Origin of the sequence: Pseudomonas flexibilis (assembly GCF_000806415.1) — a bacterium.
GTDB lineage: Bacteria > Pseudomonadota > Gammaproteobacteria > Pseudomonadales > Pseudomonadaceae > Serpens > Serpens flexibilis.
On the sequence record NZ_JTAK01000005.1, the window covers coordinates 393,813 to 408,638 of the forward strand.

Genomic DNA, 14,826 nt, shown 5'->3' on the forward strand with positions numbered 1-14,826 from the left:
CTTGGCTACGGCCCGGCGACAGGCTTGGCGGTGAGCGCCACCGACTCGATCCGGTACGGCAGGATGCCGATGCGCCGGGCCTCGATCTTGAAGGTCACCCGCTCGTTCTCCTCGGCGTCCTCCCATTCGTCCCGCACGGCGCGACCTTCGACCAGCACGCGCATGCCCTTCTGGTACAGGGTGCTCCAGTGTTCGGCCTCGCGGTGCCAGAGCTCCACCGGCGCCCAGAAGCCGCCACGGTCCTCGTACTCGCCGTCCTTCCTGGGGATGGGGTTGTCAAAGTAGATGTTCAGGCGCAGCAGCCGACGTGGTTCGTCATTGCCGTTGGGGAATTCGCGGTACTCCGGCACGGAGCCGATGTTGCCTTCGCCACTGAAGTGCGTGCTCATGGTGTCTCCCGGGTTGGTGGACGATGGAGGCGACGCCGGTAGACGGCCTCGGCCGCGGCCAGCTTGCCGGCGCACTCCCGAGCCTGGCGGCCGAGGCTATGCAGCAGGCTGACCTGCATGTTCAGCACGATGCGCTGCTGCTCCATGGCATACAGCTCGGCCAGCAGGCGCTCAGGCGTCGATTGGGCCTGCAGCAGGTCTTGCCAGAGCGCCACACCCATCCGTGAACGGTCGAGGTTGCGCCAGCGCAGGAAGCTGGTGCCGCTGCCGGTGGTTTGCAGTGACAGCTGCACGCCCAGCAGGCTGAAGGGGTAGGCCTGCGCCTGCGACAGGATCCGCTGGGTGGCCAGGGCGATCAGTTGGTCACGCAGACCCACGCACTGGCTGGCCCAGTCCTCCAGCCCCTTACCTTTAAAAGGCCTTAAAAGGCCTTTTAGGTAGGCGGCCTGTTCCAGGCGCTGGAAGTCTGCCTGTTCCAGTCCGCGGAACGGAGCACGGGCGCGCTCGCCAATCATCATGCGTCGGACTCCCGCTCTTCACGTGCCGCGCCGGCATCCTCGTCGGGGGCGTGCTGCTCGCCCGGCTCGACGCCCTCGCCTACCGGGGTCTGGCGCCGCACCCGCGGCGGCGCGAAGCGTGAGCGCCGGCTGCCCTCCAGCACGTCCTGCGGCAAGGGACCGTACTTCTCCAGCGCCGCCCGGGCCGCCGCGTTCTGCGCGACGAAGTCGTCGCGCACCGTGCCGGAATACTGGTATTGCTGGGCCACGGTGAACAGGCTACGCAGCAGGTGCGCGCCCTCCTCCAGCCAGATATCCAGAGTGTGCCGGTCGATCAGCGCCGTGTGGTGGGCCAGGATCAGCTTGCGCACCACCTCGTCGTATTCGGCGAGCAGGTAGACGGCCATGAAGCCCAACTGGGCGTTGATGAACAGCGGCAGCTTTACCGGCTGCAGGTTGAGGTTCTCGCCCAGGGACAACGCCGACGGCACCCTGGCCAGGGCTTCATCCACCTGCTGACGCAGCAGCTGAAGCCTGGAACGGGTCTGCTCCAGCTTCTCCTCGATACGCAGCATCCACCAGTCGCTGTAGGGGTCGTCCTGCTCCGCCCCGCGCTTCATGCGGTTCACGCTGGCGACAAAGGCGCTGAGACCGATGATGCCCGGGCGCTCCGCGCTGGGCGCCCGGCCGCGCCAGACCCGGGCGGCGTGGTGGGTGTGCAGCGTCAGCGAGATGGCGCTGCGCAGCGAGCCGAGGTTGAGCTGCAGGGAGTCGTTGGCCATGAGCGGGTCACGAAGTGGGGAACGTGTCGCCAGACTGGGCAGGATGTGGAAGGCGTGCAGTCGGGAAACTGCAGCAGGGCGCGACGCTTTGTGCGCTCGCTCGCAGGGCTTATACCACTGGTATAGCTCCAGCCGGCCGACAGCCCCGTCACTTGCGCCGCAGCAGGTCCCGTATCTGCGCAATGTGCTGGCGAACCGCTTCCGGCTCGGCCGGTTTGGCGGCAGGCCTTGGCTCTTCAACTGGCGGCGGCGCCGGGCTGGGCGGTTCACGTTGCGCCTGGCCCGCCCAGGCCCGGAACTCACCCCGCGCCGCCTTCTGGATGATGCCGAACAGGTAGCCGGCCGGGTTGCGGATGCTGCTGCGCCGGCAGCGGGCGTCCCACTCGTCGAGCACCGCCTGGCGATCACTGGCGTCGAGGCGCTGCAGGGCGGCCAGCGCGCCGTGCCGCTGTTCCGCCTGCAACCTGCCGAAGCGCTCGGGAAGGCGCAATGGCTGGTCCTCGCGGTTGCCCATCGCCGTAGTACGTACTTCTTTTTTGGCTTGTACTGTACGGTCCCGCTTCGGATTCGGTAGCAAGACGGGGGGCACGGCTTGCGGCCCTGCTTCGGATGCCGAAGGCGGGTCGTTCGGATTCCGAAGCCAGTCAGTCCGGCCCGCTTCGGATTCGGAAACGGTGTTCATGCGCTGGGCCAACACCTGCAGGCGGGTTGGCAGGGACTGCTCGGAGATCCGGGGATCCTCATCGATCTCCTGCAGGGTGTGCCATCCCACCCGCTGGACGACCTTGCTGGCATGCCCCAGCGCCTGGCTGAGCAGTCCGAGGTATTCGGCATCCAGCTGCATGGCTTCCCACGGCGACAGCGGCTCGTCGTGCAGCACGTAGAGATTGCCCTGAAGGCGGCCGCTGCGGGCGTCGCGACGGCGGCGCACCAGACTCAGCCAGCGCGTCAGGCGCAGTACCGTCAGGGCGCGGGCGATGGTTTCGCAGGAAGCCCGGGCGCCGCATGGCGTGGACGCCAGGAAGGGGCGCAACTGCTCGTAGCTGGGGAAGACAGCCACGCCCTCGCCCGTGATGTGCAGGCGCAACACCTGCCAGGCGTTGCGCTCCAGGGGCGTCAGTCGGGGATCCAACAACAAGCTGCGCGGTGTGCTCTCGTGACGGTTGCCGCTGAACAGAAAGCCATCCGGGCCGGACTTACCGGACCCGCCCGGCTCGCCGCGCTCCACCGGCGGAGTGGCCACTAGCCGGACACCAGGCCCTGCTCGATCCACTGCTGCACGGTGGCCCACACCACCGACAGCGGCAGCGCCATGGCTTGCGCCACATCCAGGGTCGTCAGCAGCAACCCGTGGGTGTCATCGAGAGGCTGCTGGCGGCGTTGCAGCTCCGGCTGCCAGCGATGCCAGAGCTCGATTTCCTGCGCCTCGCTCAGCACGGGATGGCGCCCCTTGCGCTTGGGCAGGCCGAGCACCGCGCGGCGCAACGCCACCTCCTGGTGGGTCAGGCCATAGAACTGGCTGACCAGTTCGGTACTGGCCCCGGCGCGCAGCATGCGATCGATGATCGCCACCTCCTGCTCGACCTGCCGGACCTGTTGCAACAGGCGCCGCAAGACCTCGCGGTTAACCGTGACCGTGCACCAGGGGACCCGGGCATTGACCAACATGCTGACCAGCTCGGGATACTTGAGCGCATCCAGGTCACGCTCGGCGAAGCCCATGGCTAGGCAGCGCCGCAGCTGGCCGTTGCGCAGATCCTGCAGGGCCTGATTGATCACCGCCTGGTTCAGGGGATGGGATGTGGACATGCCAGCCGCCTCTCAGTAAAGGTGAACCGCAGCAGTGCCTTCTTGCGGCACCTCGAGCTCCCGCAACCGGCGCGCCAGGCGTAGCACCCGAAACAGCTTGATCAGCCCCGCATCGCTGAGCCGCGCCACCCGGGTTTCCCCGGCGCCGAGCAGCAGCGCGGCGAGGTGGTCTGCGGGTAGCCCCGGCAACGCAACGGTGGAATCCGCCGAACCACTCAAGGCCGACAGCAGGCCGAACAGCGGCCGGGCTTCCGCCTGAATCGCCACGTCTCGACAGCGGTAGCCAATACCCTCAGCGCTCGCCTCGATGCCGGCATCCAGATCGGCTTCCGCGGCGATCTCTTGGGCCAGTTGCGCGATGTGCACGCGCAACGCGCCCGGCTCATCCAGCGCGGGCGCGATGAACCAGATATTTGGGATGGGATCCAGCCCGTCCGCCGGAGCGGGGATCGGCTGCTCGCCTGTGCTGGCAAAATCGGCCAGCGGTTCGCCCAGGTGTTCGGCGGTCAATTGCTGGATGGCGCGCAAACGCTCGGTGCCGGCTCCGGGCGAGACACTGTGGATCTCCCGGATCTCGGCGCCCGCCGACTCGCCGGGCTGCGTCTGGGCAGGCGGATCGAAACACTCGCTATCGGCTGTCTGGCGGGCCGGCGCAACCGGCCAGGGCGATGCATCGGCCGGTGGTGACAGCTGCGGCGGTGCCACCGGACTCGTCGGTTCCTGGAGCAGCGCCTGCTGCCAGTTCTCACCCTCTTCCAGCTCCAGCGCCAGGGTGTCGTAGTCGGACTCCAGCAGCCCGGCCAACTGACCGAGCAGCTCGTCCTGGACACGTTGCACGGAAAGCCCGTCCACCACGCCATCGAACTGTGCCAGCACGTCCTGAAACACCTCGGTGAACGCCGATCCCGGCCGCCGCCGCGTGGCGCGCCGGTCCCAGAGTCGCTGGGCAGCCTTGCGCAACAGGGTCAGGCGTTCGATCTGCGGCCGCCCAAGCCCGCCATAGAGCAGATTGGGGATCGCCGGCAGCAGATAGGTCACCGCCTCGCGCATGCGACTGATGTGTGGCTGTGGCACCGGGTAGCCGTCGGCGGTCAGCCGCCGGGACAGTTCGGACTGCGACAGCGCCCGGCCCGTCTCGGCTTCGTAGAGCTCACAGGCCTTCTCGACACCCAGGGCCCGCTCGATGAAGGTCAGGCTGCCGCGCAGCTCGTTCTCGGCCAGGTGCCCGGTCAGGGCGACGATCTCGCCGCGCTCCGGCCAGGGGCGAAACAGACATGGGATGCGCAGGAAGCGTTCCTCGCGCGTCTCTGCCCACAGCTCGCGCAGGATCGCCAGACGGGTGTTGCCGCCGTTGCGAATGATGTACTCAGCCTCCCCCGGCCGCCGGGTGATGGCCGGAGGCGAGTCCAGGCCACGCTCGCGTATCGAGGCCTTGATTTCGTCGTAACGGGGATTACGGGTTACGCGCGGGTTGTGCTCGTAGGGACGCAACTGATCGAGCGTCACCACCAGCGGCGTGTCCTCCAGGGACACCGGGGCACTGATCGGCTGCTCACTCATGGCAGCGTTCCTCGTGCTCGGCCTGACGCTCCGCGCGCCGCAGGCGGGCGCGGGCATTGCGCTCGGAGCGATGGTCGCTGGCGGTCGCGCTGCTGTAGATGTGCGGCAGCCCGGGCTTGCAGAACTTCAAATGACCGCCGGGGGTGCGACAGACCTCCCAGCCCTCGGCCAGGGCGAACTCGATCAGTGGCCGTAGCCGGTGATGACCACGGGTCAGCTTGTGCAGACGTGACATGGCTGGGCTCGTCCTTGAGTGGGGTGACGAAGCAGGAAGCGGATCAGCGCCGTTCGGCGAAGCGCTCGGCGATCCACTGTTCCACCTCGTCTGAATCCCAACCCACGGCACGCGAGCCCAGCCGCACGGCCTTTGGAAAGGTACCTCGCTTTATCAGTACGTAGATTTGTGCCCGACGCAAGCCGGTCTTTGCCTCGACTTCCACACGGCGCAGGATGCAGCGCTCGCCCGGTAGCAGGTTGTTCAACATGATGGTCACTCCTTTCGCGCCAAGGCGCGGTTGTAGATGACCCTTATTGAAGAGACGTCAGAGGCGAAATCCACGGCAAATGCAGTTTGGGCGACTGCAGTTACATAGCCCCTGAATCAGAATCAGCGGCGACAATCAGGCGTTTGGCCTTAGCGAACTTGCCACGCAAGGTACGCGCGGTCATGCCCATGAACTTGTCAAAGTGGGCCTCCAGAGCACTGATAACGGCCTCCTGTGTCTTGAAGCAGGAGTAAGGGTTGCCGCCCGGGGACTTCCCCAACAGCAGGAAAAGCAAGCCACCAATGATGTGCAGGAAGGTTTTTTCAGCGCGGTCGCTGATGGGGCAAGCGACACCGGCGGGGATGGCGGCAGCCTGTTTGATTAACGCCTCCTGGTGCTGCTCCAGATACTGGAGTCGGGTCCGGTACTGGCAGATCTCTGCGCGCAGCGCCTTGCGTTCAACCAGCATCGCCTGGCCGGCCTCGAAGGTAATGATCGGGTGAATGTTGCGCTCGCTGCGACTGAACAGGAACGCCGGGCGCTGCGTGGGAAAGTGACGCACCATCCACTTTCTCAGATCCACGTGACGGATGGTTAGCTCCGAAGAATCCAGAAGGTCGGGATCGTTGCTGGTAACACCCGCCCTGCCGTAGGGCAGATCACCATTCTGGATGGCATCGTACAGGAGCTCTGTGCGCGCCCGGAGTTCTGAGCCGCGCGGGCAATTTAGACTGCGCGGAAAAGTTCTGGGCTGCTTCATCGCGGCGAGAATGACACTCTCGTAGCGCAGCAGCCCCAGCCAGCGAATGGCGGCCTCGATGGGACGGTAGTGGGTTTTCGATACTGGTGTTACCTGCATGCCTTGCCTCCTTGGCGTATGCGAACTCCATTACTGAACAAAAAACGTCCAGTAGCTGTAGCTCGCAACGGCGAGAGGTAGCAGGGCGCAGCCTGGCCAAGGAGCTATTCGGTGACTCGCTCGGCAATATGACTGAATGGTCAGTTGATTTTCGTCAAACCAGCCGCCCCGGACCGTCAAGAACGCGTGTTGTCGCGGGGATGCCAAGCGTGCTCTGAGCGAACCAGTCAGTCGTAGCGAGAGGCCGCCCTTCGCAGTGTCTCGTGCATGTCGCTGCGGCGACTCGGGCGCACTGGCACTGCGGGTTATTCGCGCATGGGGCGGTGAGTTGCCGTGGGCTGGGCTTCAGAATGAACCGGCGCCCCATGACGCGATGACGGGTCGCAATTAACCTGGTACCGAGTACTCCGCCCACTGCCAGGCAGCCGCACGAGGCAGCCCTTCCCCAGCAGGTCGCCAAGGTGGCGGGTGGCCGTGGCTTTGGAAACCTTCGCCACGGCCTGGTATTGGGACGCACTGATTCCGTCTTCAAAGCCGCGTTCCCCGCCATCAAGCAGGCGGTTGAGCACTTTGATTTGTTCGGCAGACAGGGCCTGGTTCCGGTGGACCTGCCAGAAGCGAGCCTTGGCGAGAACACGGTCGATCCGCGCAAACGCTTGTTCCAGGCTCCTGAGCAGCGTGCCGAGGAACCACTGCAGCCAGGCCGTGATATCCAGGGTGCCCTTCTGGCTGGCTTCAAGGATGCGGTAATAGCCGGCGCGATCGGCGAGGATACTGGCCGACATGGCGTAGAAACGGATGCACTGGGGCTCGCCCTGGGCCAAGGCCAAGTCGGTGATCGCACGGGTCAGACGACCGTTGCCGTCATCGAAGGGATGCAGGGTGACGAACCAGAAATGGGCAATGCCGGCGCGCAGCAAGGGGTCCAGACTGGCATCGCCGAGGCTGCGTTCGAACCAGGCGAGGAAGTCGGCCAGTTGCGCTTCCAACCCCGTGCGTGGCGGTGCTTCAAAGTGCACAGTAGGCCGGTCGATGCGGCCTGAGACCACCTGCATGGGCTCTTCGCCCCGCAGTGCGCCGATGCGTAGGGGGCGGACCAGCAGGCTGTCGTCACTGGGGAACAGCCAGCCATGCCACTTGTACAGTCTCTGCAGATCCAGCGGCTGCTGAGATGCGCGGGTGGCATCCAGTTGCAGTTCCGCCAATCCTTCGGAGCGCGCCGTGGTGCGACCGTCCTCGCTCACCCCCAAACGCCGCGCCAGAGATGAGCGCACCGAGCCGACATTCAGCTGCTCGCCCTCGATGGCTGATGAGGTCACGATGTTCTGCAGCATGGCATCCAGGCTGCTCTGCACCTCGGTATCGCTCTCGACCGCGCCGAGCATGCCGACCAAGCGACCTTGAGCCAGGGTGCAGGCGCGTAGCACCGGGGCAAGCGGTTCGGCTTGCCAGGTGAAGTGTGGCCAATCGGGCTGCTGCCAGATCCAGAGGGGTTCGTTCATGGTCTGCTGCTCATCTGTGAGCCGATTAGTTGATCTATTCGGCTCGCTTTGTGAGCCGATAATGCCGTCTATTCGGCTCACTGTCTAATCCGCAAACAGTTCGGTTCGCCTATTCGATAGCCGGTCAGGCTCATCCGGAGCGCGCCCCTCGCGTCCGGCTACAGCGGATTTGGCGGATGATGGACCTCTGGAGTACGCAGCGGCTTCCAGCTTGAAGCGTCACCAGGCTGGGAATTTGGACCAATCCTCGAAATCCCCACTCCCACCAGCAATCGCACGTTGCGGATATGCCACGCGAAGTTCATGTGGTGGTAGGCATGAGCAAGATCGATTTGAAGGTGACCCTCGTTGTACTGCAAGGGCTCATGGCGATGGCGAACCAACCCACTCTCCAAGCATTCGATGGTCGACTCTAGCTGGCCGATGCATTCGCGGAGATGACTAATGATGAGGTCGCATTTTTTCATCGCCGCTTCAGGGGAAAAAACATACGCTCAGTTTCCACCAGCTGCACGACAGAATGGGTCGCGTCCTGTTGCAACCCAATCCGTCGCATCCAGGCTGCATGCTTGGGTCAGTCGTTATCAGAGCTCTCGGAGAAACTGAATATGGACTAAGCCCAGGCGAACTGGGTACGGTGAAGAACGTCACCGTGAGCGCATCGGGCGGCAAGTGGTTCGTGAGTATCCAAACCCAGCGCGAGGTTGAGCAGTCCGCCCCGACCTACTGGCTTACTCTGTTTATTGGGGGTATGCGGTACTGAGCGTCGCTCCACGCGCGCTTCACTCATAGCGCGCCAGCGCACGACGCAACGTTTCACGCATGGCCTCGCGCAACGCGGCGGGGGCCTGGACGCAGATGTTTTCGCCCTGCTGCAACAACCACCAGCGCAGCTGCCAACTGTCCCGCACTGTGGCCTGCAGGCAAAAGCCCTCCTCGCCCGGCTCCAGGGTCATGTCGGGTGACAGCGGCGTCTCGCGAATCATCCGCGCCAGGGTATCGCTGACCCAGGCCTGCAGCCGCACCGGCGCCTGTGCGCCGAACTGCAGCGCGTCGCTGTCCAGATATGCCTGCAGCGAGAAGCCTTCCGCCCGGGTCAGTGGCATATCCAGCACCTGCACCTCGCGGAATCGATGCAACGCGTACTGGCGAATGTCGCTGTAGGGTTCGGCCGTGGCAATCAGGTAGGTGGTGGAGCCCCGCTGCACCAGTGCCAGCGGATTGAGGATCAGCTCGCGCTCCTTGTCCTGGTGCGCAGCGTAATAGCGGCAGCGCAACTGCTGCTCCTCCAGCAGGCCAAGCTGGATGCGCTCCAGCAACGCCACGTTCACATCCGGGGTCTGCAGGCTCATCTGCGGCTGGACGCTGGCGACCTTGTCGACCCAGCGGGCCGTGGCGTTCTCCTCCGCCAGGGCTTCGAGCTTGCGTCGCGCCTGCTGGAAGCGCGGTTCCAGCCCGCGGCGCAGGCTCAGCGGCAGCACGGCTTTCAGGGTGTCCTCCAGCAGCGCCAGGCTCAGCGCCTCGCTGAGTTCGATTCCCGGCAGCTCCAACTGTGCCCCCGGTCTCCAGTGCCAGCCGTAGGGTTTGCCCCGGTCGTTGCATTGCAACGGGAACAGGCGGGACAACTCCTGCAGGTCACGCTCGACCGTACGCTTGTTGATCTCGTGACCTTCACCGTCCAGCAGCTTGGTGAGCTGGGCTGCGGTCAGTCCAGGCCCGCGACTGGGCAACAGCTTGAGAAGCTGCCACTGGCGGCTGAGGGTGCTACGGGTACTATTGGCGGCCATGCGGGAACTCGCTATCGGATGCGCCTCATAACGACGCATGATGGCCTAACAATGGCGACACCCTCAACCGGAGCCGTTGCCATGACCGATCCCTTCGTACGCAAGCCCAGCTGACGCTCGCACCCCATCAGGCGGGCGGACCCGTCCGACAGCTGTCCACTGGCCTTGATGTGGAGCTTCCGCCTGCAGGGCTATCGCGTCTCGCGGGCGGGCGTAACCAGGAGAAACTGCCTCGCGTTGACGCCTCCCTGGCCCCGAAACCCTGCCTGATAAAAATCCTAATTGCCTACCAATTGCCTACCAGAAGGCCCCAAATTGCCTACCGAAAATTTTCGGTCGCGCATAAAAAAATCCAGTCACCGCTAAGTAACTGGATTTTTTGGAGTTTTTTTGGTCGGGACGGAGTGATTCGAACACTCGACCCCTTGCACCCCATGCAAGTGCGCTACCAGGCTGCGCTACGCCCCGAGATCACTACCAGCCTCGCTGGAAGTGGTGCGCACTATATAGTAACCATCTGATAAATGGAAGCTTTTTTTGCGAGGAGACCCTCAATTGCGCAGGATCCGCAACACGTCTTCCAGCTCGCATAATGTTTGCCGGATGAGCTGTCGTGTTTGTGTAGTGTCTTCGATAGCTTCCTGGCCGGACAGCTTCTGCCGAGCACCGCTGATGGTGAAGCCCTGGTCGTAGAGGAGGGAGCGAATCTGGCGGATGACCAGGACATCATGACGCTGGTAGTAGCGGCGGTTACCCCGCCGCTTCATCGGACTAAGCTGGGAAAATTCCTGTTCCCAGTAGCGCAGGACGTGGGGCTTGACGGCGCAGAGGTCGCTGGCCTCGCCAATGGTGAAGTAGCGCTTGCCCGGGATGGGCGGCAGGTCGTCCGGGCCGCCTTTAGGATTTGCTTCCGGCATAGGTTTCAACCCTTGCCTTGAGCTTCTGGCCCGGGCGGAAAGTCACCACACGGCGCGCCGTGATGGGGATCTCTTCGCCCGTCTTCGGATTTCTTCCGGGGCGCTGACGTTTGTCGCGCAGATCGAAGTTGCCGAACCCGGACAGTTTGACCTGTTCGTTCTGCTCCAGGGCCTGGCGAATTTCCTCAAAGAACAGCTCGACCAATTCCTTGGCTTCTCGCTTGTTCAGGCCCAGCTCTTCATACAGACGTTCAGCCATTTCAGCTTTCGTCAGAGCCCCCATACGCTACATCCTTAACGTGGCGTTGAACCGATCTCCCAGCGAGGTGAGGATGGTTTGGGTCGCAGCGCTCACCTCATCGTCGTTAAGAGTGCGCGAAGGATGCTGCCAGGTCAAGCCGACTGCCAGACTTTTACGAGACGGATCAATGCCTTTGCCCTGATAGACATCAAACAGCTTGAGATCAGTCAGGTAATCCCCTGCGCACTCTCGAATACAACCCAGAACCTCCTCGGCTGGCGTGTCGCGATCAACCAGCAATGCCAGGTCGCGGCGCACTTCAGGGAAGCGTGACAGCTCTCGGAATGCCGGCAGCTTGCCCACTGCCAGTTCGGCCAGGTGCAGCTCGAAGAGGAACAGCGGCTGCTCGATGCCCAGCTCCGTGGCTAGTTGCGGATGAATGGCGCCCATATAACCGACCGTTCGTCCTTCCCGCTCGATACGCGCGCACTGCCCCGGGTGCAGGGCCGGATGCTCTCCGGCAACGAACCGGAAGGCCCCCGCATCGCCTGCAGCAGCCAGCAGCGCTTCCACGTCCCCCTTGAGGTCATAGAAGTCCACGCTCTCGCGCCCATGGCTCCAGGATTCTGGGAGGCGATTACCGGTGATCACACCCGCTAGCATCGACTCCTGCTGGAGCTGGGGGAGCTGACCCACAAAGCGCAGGCCGCTTTCGAACAAACGCACCCGATTCTGCTGGCGATTGAGGTTGTGCAGGACCGCCTTGACCAGACCCGGCCAGAGGGAGGCACGCATCGCCGCCATGTCGGCGGAAATCGGATTGGCCAATACCAGCGGAGTCGCCTCAGGGTTGAACTGGGCAAACAGCTTGGGATCGATGAAGCTGTAGGTGATTGCCTCCTGATAGCCACGGGCAACCAGCAGGCGACGCAACGCGGGCAACTCGGCTGTCGCTTCTGCGCGCGCCTGAGGTGCCAGTCGCGCCTGCGGATAACGAACCGGCAAGCGGTCGTAACCGTACAGGCGCCCAAGCTCTTCGATCAGGTCGACTTCCAGGGCGATATCGAAGCGATGACTGGGGATCTGTACTTCCCAAACACCCTCTACCTTGGCGCTCACAGCCAGGCCCAGGGCGGCGAGCAGACGCTCCACCAGCGCAGGCTCCAGCTCAAGCCCCAGCATCTGCGCGATACGGTCGCTGCGTAGGATAACGGCGTCACGCTTGGGCAGATCGGCCTCGCTGACGGCCTCGACGACCGGGCCGGCTTCACCGCCGACGATTTCCAGCAACAACGCAGTGGCGCGCTCCATGGCCTGACGGGCCAGCTCGAAATCCACGCCGCGCTCGAAGCGATGCGATGCATCGGTGTGCAGGCCATAACCGCGCGCCTTGCCGGCCAGGGCGATCGGATCGAAGAACGCTGATTCCAGGAACAGATCCCGGGTCTGCGCACTCACGCCGCTGTGTTCGCCGCCCATCACACCGGCAATGGCCAGCGGACGTTCGTGGTCGGCGATCACCAGGGTGTCCGCCGTCAGCGTGGCTTCCTGGCCGTCCAGCAGAACCAGCTTCTCGCCCTGCTCCGCCATGCGCACCCGGATGCCGCCGCGAATCTCGGCCAGATCGAAGGCGTGCATGGGCTGGCCGAGTTCCAGCATCACGTAGTTGGTGACATCGACGGCCGGATCGATGCTGCGAATATCGGAGCGGCGCAGGCGCTCGACCATCCACAGCGGCGTCGGACGACTCAGGTCGACGTTGCGAATGACACGTCCCAGGTAACGCGGGCAGGCCTGCGGGGCCAGCAGTTCCACCGGGCGGGTTTCCTCGTGGACGGGCACCACCGGCTGGATCGCCACCGGTTGTACGTCGCTGCCGTAGATGGCGCCTACTTCCCGGGCCAAACCGGCCAGCGACAGGCAGTCGCCACGGTTGGGGGTGAGGCCGATCTCGATGACCACGTCATCCAGGCCCAGGTACTCGCGGATATCCATACCCAACGGGGCATCGGCCGCCAGCTCCATCAGGCCGCTGTGATCCTCGCTGACCTTCAGCTCGGAGGCCGAGCACAGCATGCCGTAGGATTCCACGCCGCGCAGCTTGGCCTTCTTGATCTTGAAGTCCTCGCCCAGCTCGGCACCGATCATGGCAAAGGGAATCTTGATGCCCGCACGGGCATTGGGTGCGCCGCAGACCACCTGGAAGGTTTCGCTGCCGTTGCTGACCTGGCATACGCGCAGCTTGTCGGCATCGGGATGCTGCTCGGCACTGAGAATCTCACCCACCACCACGCCATGGAAGTCACCAGCCACCGGGGTCACGCTGTCGACTTCCAGGCCCACCATGGACAGCTTGGCCACCAGCGTGTCGCGATCGACTTCGGGGTTGGTCCAGCTGCGCAGCCACTGTTCACTGAATTTCATCTTCTGCTCTCTCCTGTTCGGTTCGTGTCGGACGCGGGCCTAGCGGAATTGCGCCAGGAACCTCAGGTCGTTGTCGAAGAACAGGCGCAAGTCATTGACGCCGTAGCGCAGCATGGCCAGACGCTCCACGCCCATGCCGAAGGCAAAGCCCTGGAATTCCTCGGGGTCGATTCCGGACATGCGCAGCACGTTGGGGTGCACCATGCCGCAACCCATCACCTCCAGCCAACCGGTCTGCTTGCAGACACGACAGCCCTTGCCTGAGCACATCACGCATTGCATGTCGACTTCGGCGGACGGCTCGGTGAACGGGAAGAAGGAAGGACGGAACCGCACGCCCAGCGGCTTTTCGAAGAACACCCGCAGGAACTCCTCGATGGTGCCCTTCAGGTCGGCAAAGCTGATGCCCTTGTCGACCAGCAGGCCTTCGACCTGATGGAACATCGGCGAGTGGGTGATATCCGAATCGCAGCGGTACACACGTCCCGGGCAGACGATGCGGATCGGTGGCTTCTGGTTCTCCATGGTGCGCACCTGCACCGGCGAGGTATGGGTACGCAACAACATGTTGGCGTTGAAGTAGAAGGTGTCGTGCATCGCCCGGGCCGGGTGGTGGCCGGGGATGTTGAGGGCCTCGAAGTTGTGATAGTCGTCCTCGACTTCGGGCCCCTCGGCCACGCTGTAGCCGATATGGGTGAAGAACTGTTCGATGCGCTCCTTGGTGCGGGTAACCGGGTGCAGACCACCGGATGCCTGGCCACGGCCGGGCAGCGTCACATCGATCCGCTCGGCAGCCAGTTTGGCCTGCAGGGCGGCGGCTTCCAGATCAGCCTTGCGCGCCGCCAATGCACCTTGCACTTGGTCACGGGCGGCATTGATAAGCGCGCCGGCCTTGGGACGCTCTTCCGCCGAGAGCCTGCCCAGCGTCTGCATCAGCAGGGTGATCTCACCCTTCTTGCCCAGGTATTGCACCCGGATCTGTTCGAGGGCGTTGATGTCTTCGCTGCCTCGCACGGCCTCCAGCGCTTGGGCGACCAGTGCATCGAGATTTTCCATGTACATCCTCCCGAGGATCTTGCAAAAGCACCCGCTGTGTCAGGCGTTTTTGCAAGAGCCCTTCAAATACAAAATAGGGGAAGAGCCCAAGGCTCTTCCCCTATCGTTGACGCTTCGCTCCGGACGAATCCGGTATGCCGGGGAAGTTAGGCCAGAGAGGCTTTGGCTTTCTCGACGATCGCGGCGAAGGCGGTCTTTTCGTTGACTGCCAGATCGGCCAGAACCTTGCGGTCGATCTCGATGGCCGCCTTTCTCAGGCCAGCGATCAGGCGGCTGTAGGACAGACCGTTCTGACGAGCACCGGCGTTGATACGAGCGATCCACAGAGCGCGGAACTGGCGCTTGCGCTGACGGCGGTCACGGTAGGCGTACTGGCCAGCCTTGATCACCGCCTGCTTGGCAACGCGGAACACGCGGGAGCGTGCACCGTAGTAGCCCTTGGCGAGCTTCAGAATTTTCTTGTGACGAGCACGAGCGATAACGCCACGCTTAACACGAGCCATGAGTAAAGTCCTCTA

Annotated in this window: 16 protein-coding genes and 1 tRNA gene; all 17 read right to left on the minus strand. The window is 63.9% G+C overall.

Features of this window, described 5'->3' with window-relative positions:
* Positions 1 to 5: 5 nt before the first annotated feature.
* Entirely contained in the window at positions 6 to 389 is a 384-nt protein-coding gene (locus tag PT85_RS13970) for a single-stranded DNA-binding protein (RefSeq protein ID WP_039606990.1), read from the minus strand.
* Positions 386 to 907, minus strand: a complete 522-nt coding sequence (locus PT85_RS13975) for a DUF3158 family protein (RefSeq protein ID WP_052237691.1) — start codon at positions 905 to 907, stop codon at positions 386 to 388. Before PT85_RS13975 ends, PT85_RS13970 begins: the two co-directional genes overlap by 4 nt.
* Positions 904 to 1,668: a PFL_4669 family integrating conjugative element protein gene (locus PT85_RS13980; RefSeq protein ID WP_074467519.1), complete on the minus strand. Its 765-nt coding sequence runs from the start codon at positions 1,666 to 1,668 to the stop codon at positions 904 to 906. The genes PT85_RS13975 and PT85_RS13980 overlap by 4 nt, the downstream gene beginning before the upstream one ends.
* A 148-nt stretch (positions 1,669 to 1,816) precedes the next feature.
* A complete protein-coding gene (locus PT85_RS13985; RefSeq protein ID WP_052237692.1) occupies positions 1,817 to 2,911 on the minus strand; it encodes an STY4528 family pathogenicity island replication protein in 1,095 nt (364 codons plus the stop codon).
* Positions 2,911 to 3,477: a DUF2857 domain-containing protein gene (locus tag PT85_RS13990; RefSeq protein ID WP_039606991.1), complete on the minus strand. Its 567-nt coding sequence runs from the start codon at positions 3,475 to 3,477 to the stop codon at positions 2,911 to 2,913. The genes PT85_RS13985 and PT85_RS13990 overlap by 1 nt, the downstream gene beginning before the upstream one ends.
* Before the next feature lie 12 nt (positions 3,478 to 3,489).
* Positions 3,490 to 5,094, minus strand: a complete 1,605-nt coding sequence (locus PT85_RS13995) for a ParB family protein (RefSeq protein ID WP_082013075.1) — start codon at positions 5,092 to 5,094, stop codon at positions 3,490 to 3,492.
* Positions 5,030 to 5,272: a hypothetical protein gene (locus tag PT85_RS14000; RefSeq protein ID WP_027590722.1), complete on the minus strand. Its 243-nt coding sequence runs from the start codon at positions 5,270 to 5,272 to the stop codon at positions 5,030 to 5,032. Before PT85_RS14000 ends, PT85_RS13995 begins: the two co-directional genes overlap by 65 nt.
* A gap of 43 nt (positions 5,273 to 5,315) precedes the next feature.
* Positions 5,316 to 5,522: a helix-turn-helix transcriptional regulator gene (locus tag PT85_RS14005; protein ID WP_027590723.1), complete on the minus strand. Its 207-nt coding sequence runs from the start codon at positions 5,520 to 5,522 to the stop codon at positions 5,316 to 5,318.
* A 100-nt stretch (positions 5,523 to 5,622) separates the two neighbouring features.
* A complete protein-coding gene (locus PT85_RS14010) occupies positions 5,623 to 6,381 on the minus strand; it encodes a hypothetical protein (RefSeq protein ID WP_039606992.1) in 759 nt (252 codons plus the stop codon).
* Positions 6,382 to 6,686: 305 nt separating this feature from the next.
* Positions 6,687 to 7,883 carry a Fic family protein gene (locus PT85_RS14015; RefSeq protein ID WP_052237694.1) on the minus strand — a complete coding sequence of 399 codons (1,197 nt, stop codon included), beginning with the start codon at positions 7,881 to 7,883 and terminating at the stop codon, positions 6,687 to 6,689.
* A gap of 782 nt (positions 7,884 to 8,665) precedes the next feature.
* Complete coding sequence (locus tag PT85_RS14020; protein WP_039606993.1) at positions 8,666 to 9,670, minus strand: helix-turn-helix transcriptional regulator; 1,005 nt, start codon at positions 9,668 to 9,670, stop codon at positions 8,666 to 8,668.
* A gap of 391 nt (positions 9,671 to 10,061) precedes the next feature.
* Positions 10,062 to 10,138: transfer RNA gene (locus PT85_RS14025), tRNA-Pro, on the minus strand.
* 83 nt (positions 10,139 to 10,221) lie between these two features.
* Positions 10,222 to 10,587 (minus strand): MerR family transcriptional regulator, encoded by a 366-nt coding sequence (locus PT85_RS14030; protein WP_039606994.1) that lies wholly within the window; start codon positions 10,585 to 10,587, stop codon positions 10,222 to 10,224.
* Positions 10,568 to 10,870 (minus strand): integration host factor subunit alpha, encoded by a 303-nt coding sequence (ihfA, locus tag PT85_RS14035; RefSeq protein ID WP_027591532.1) that lies wholly within the window; start codon positions 10,868 to 10,870, stop codon positions 10,568 to 10,570. Before ihfA ends, PT85_RS14030 begins: the two co-directional genes overlap by 20 nt.
* A gap of 3 nt (positions 10,871 to 10,873) precedes the next feature.
* The gene (gene pheT, locus PT85_RS14040) at positions 10,874 to 13,252 is read right to left on the minus strand and encodes a phenylalanine--tRNA ligase subunit beta (protein WP_039606995.1); all 2,379 of its coding nucleotides are present in this window, start codon (positions 13,250 to 13,252) and stop codon (positions 10,874 to 10,876) included.
* Between the two features lie 39 nt (positions 13,253 to 13,291).
* Positions 13,292 to 14,308, minus strand: a complete 1,017-nt coding sequence (gene pheS, locus PT85_RS14045; RefSeq protein WP_027591534.1) for a phenylalanine--tRNA ligase subunit alpha — start codon at positions 14,306 to 14,308, stop codon at positions 13,292 to 13,294.
* 146 nt (positions 14,309 to 14,454) lie between these two features.
* Positions 14,455 to 14,811, minus strand: coding sequence for a 50S ribosomal protein L20 (rplT, locus tag PT85_RS14050; protein WP_027591535.1), 357 nt, complete (start codon positions 14,809 to 14,811; stop codon positions 14,455 to 14,457).
* Between the last annotated feature and the right edge of the window lie 15 nt (positions 14,812 to 14,826).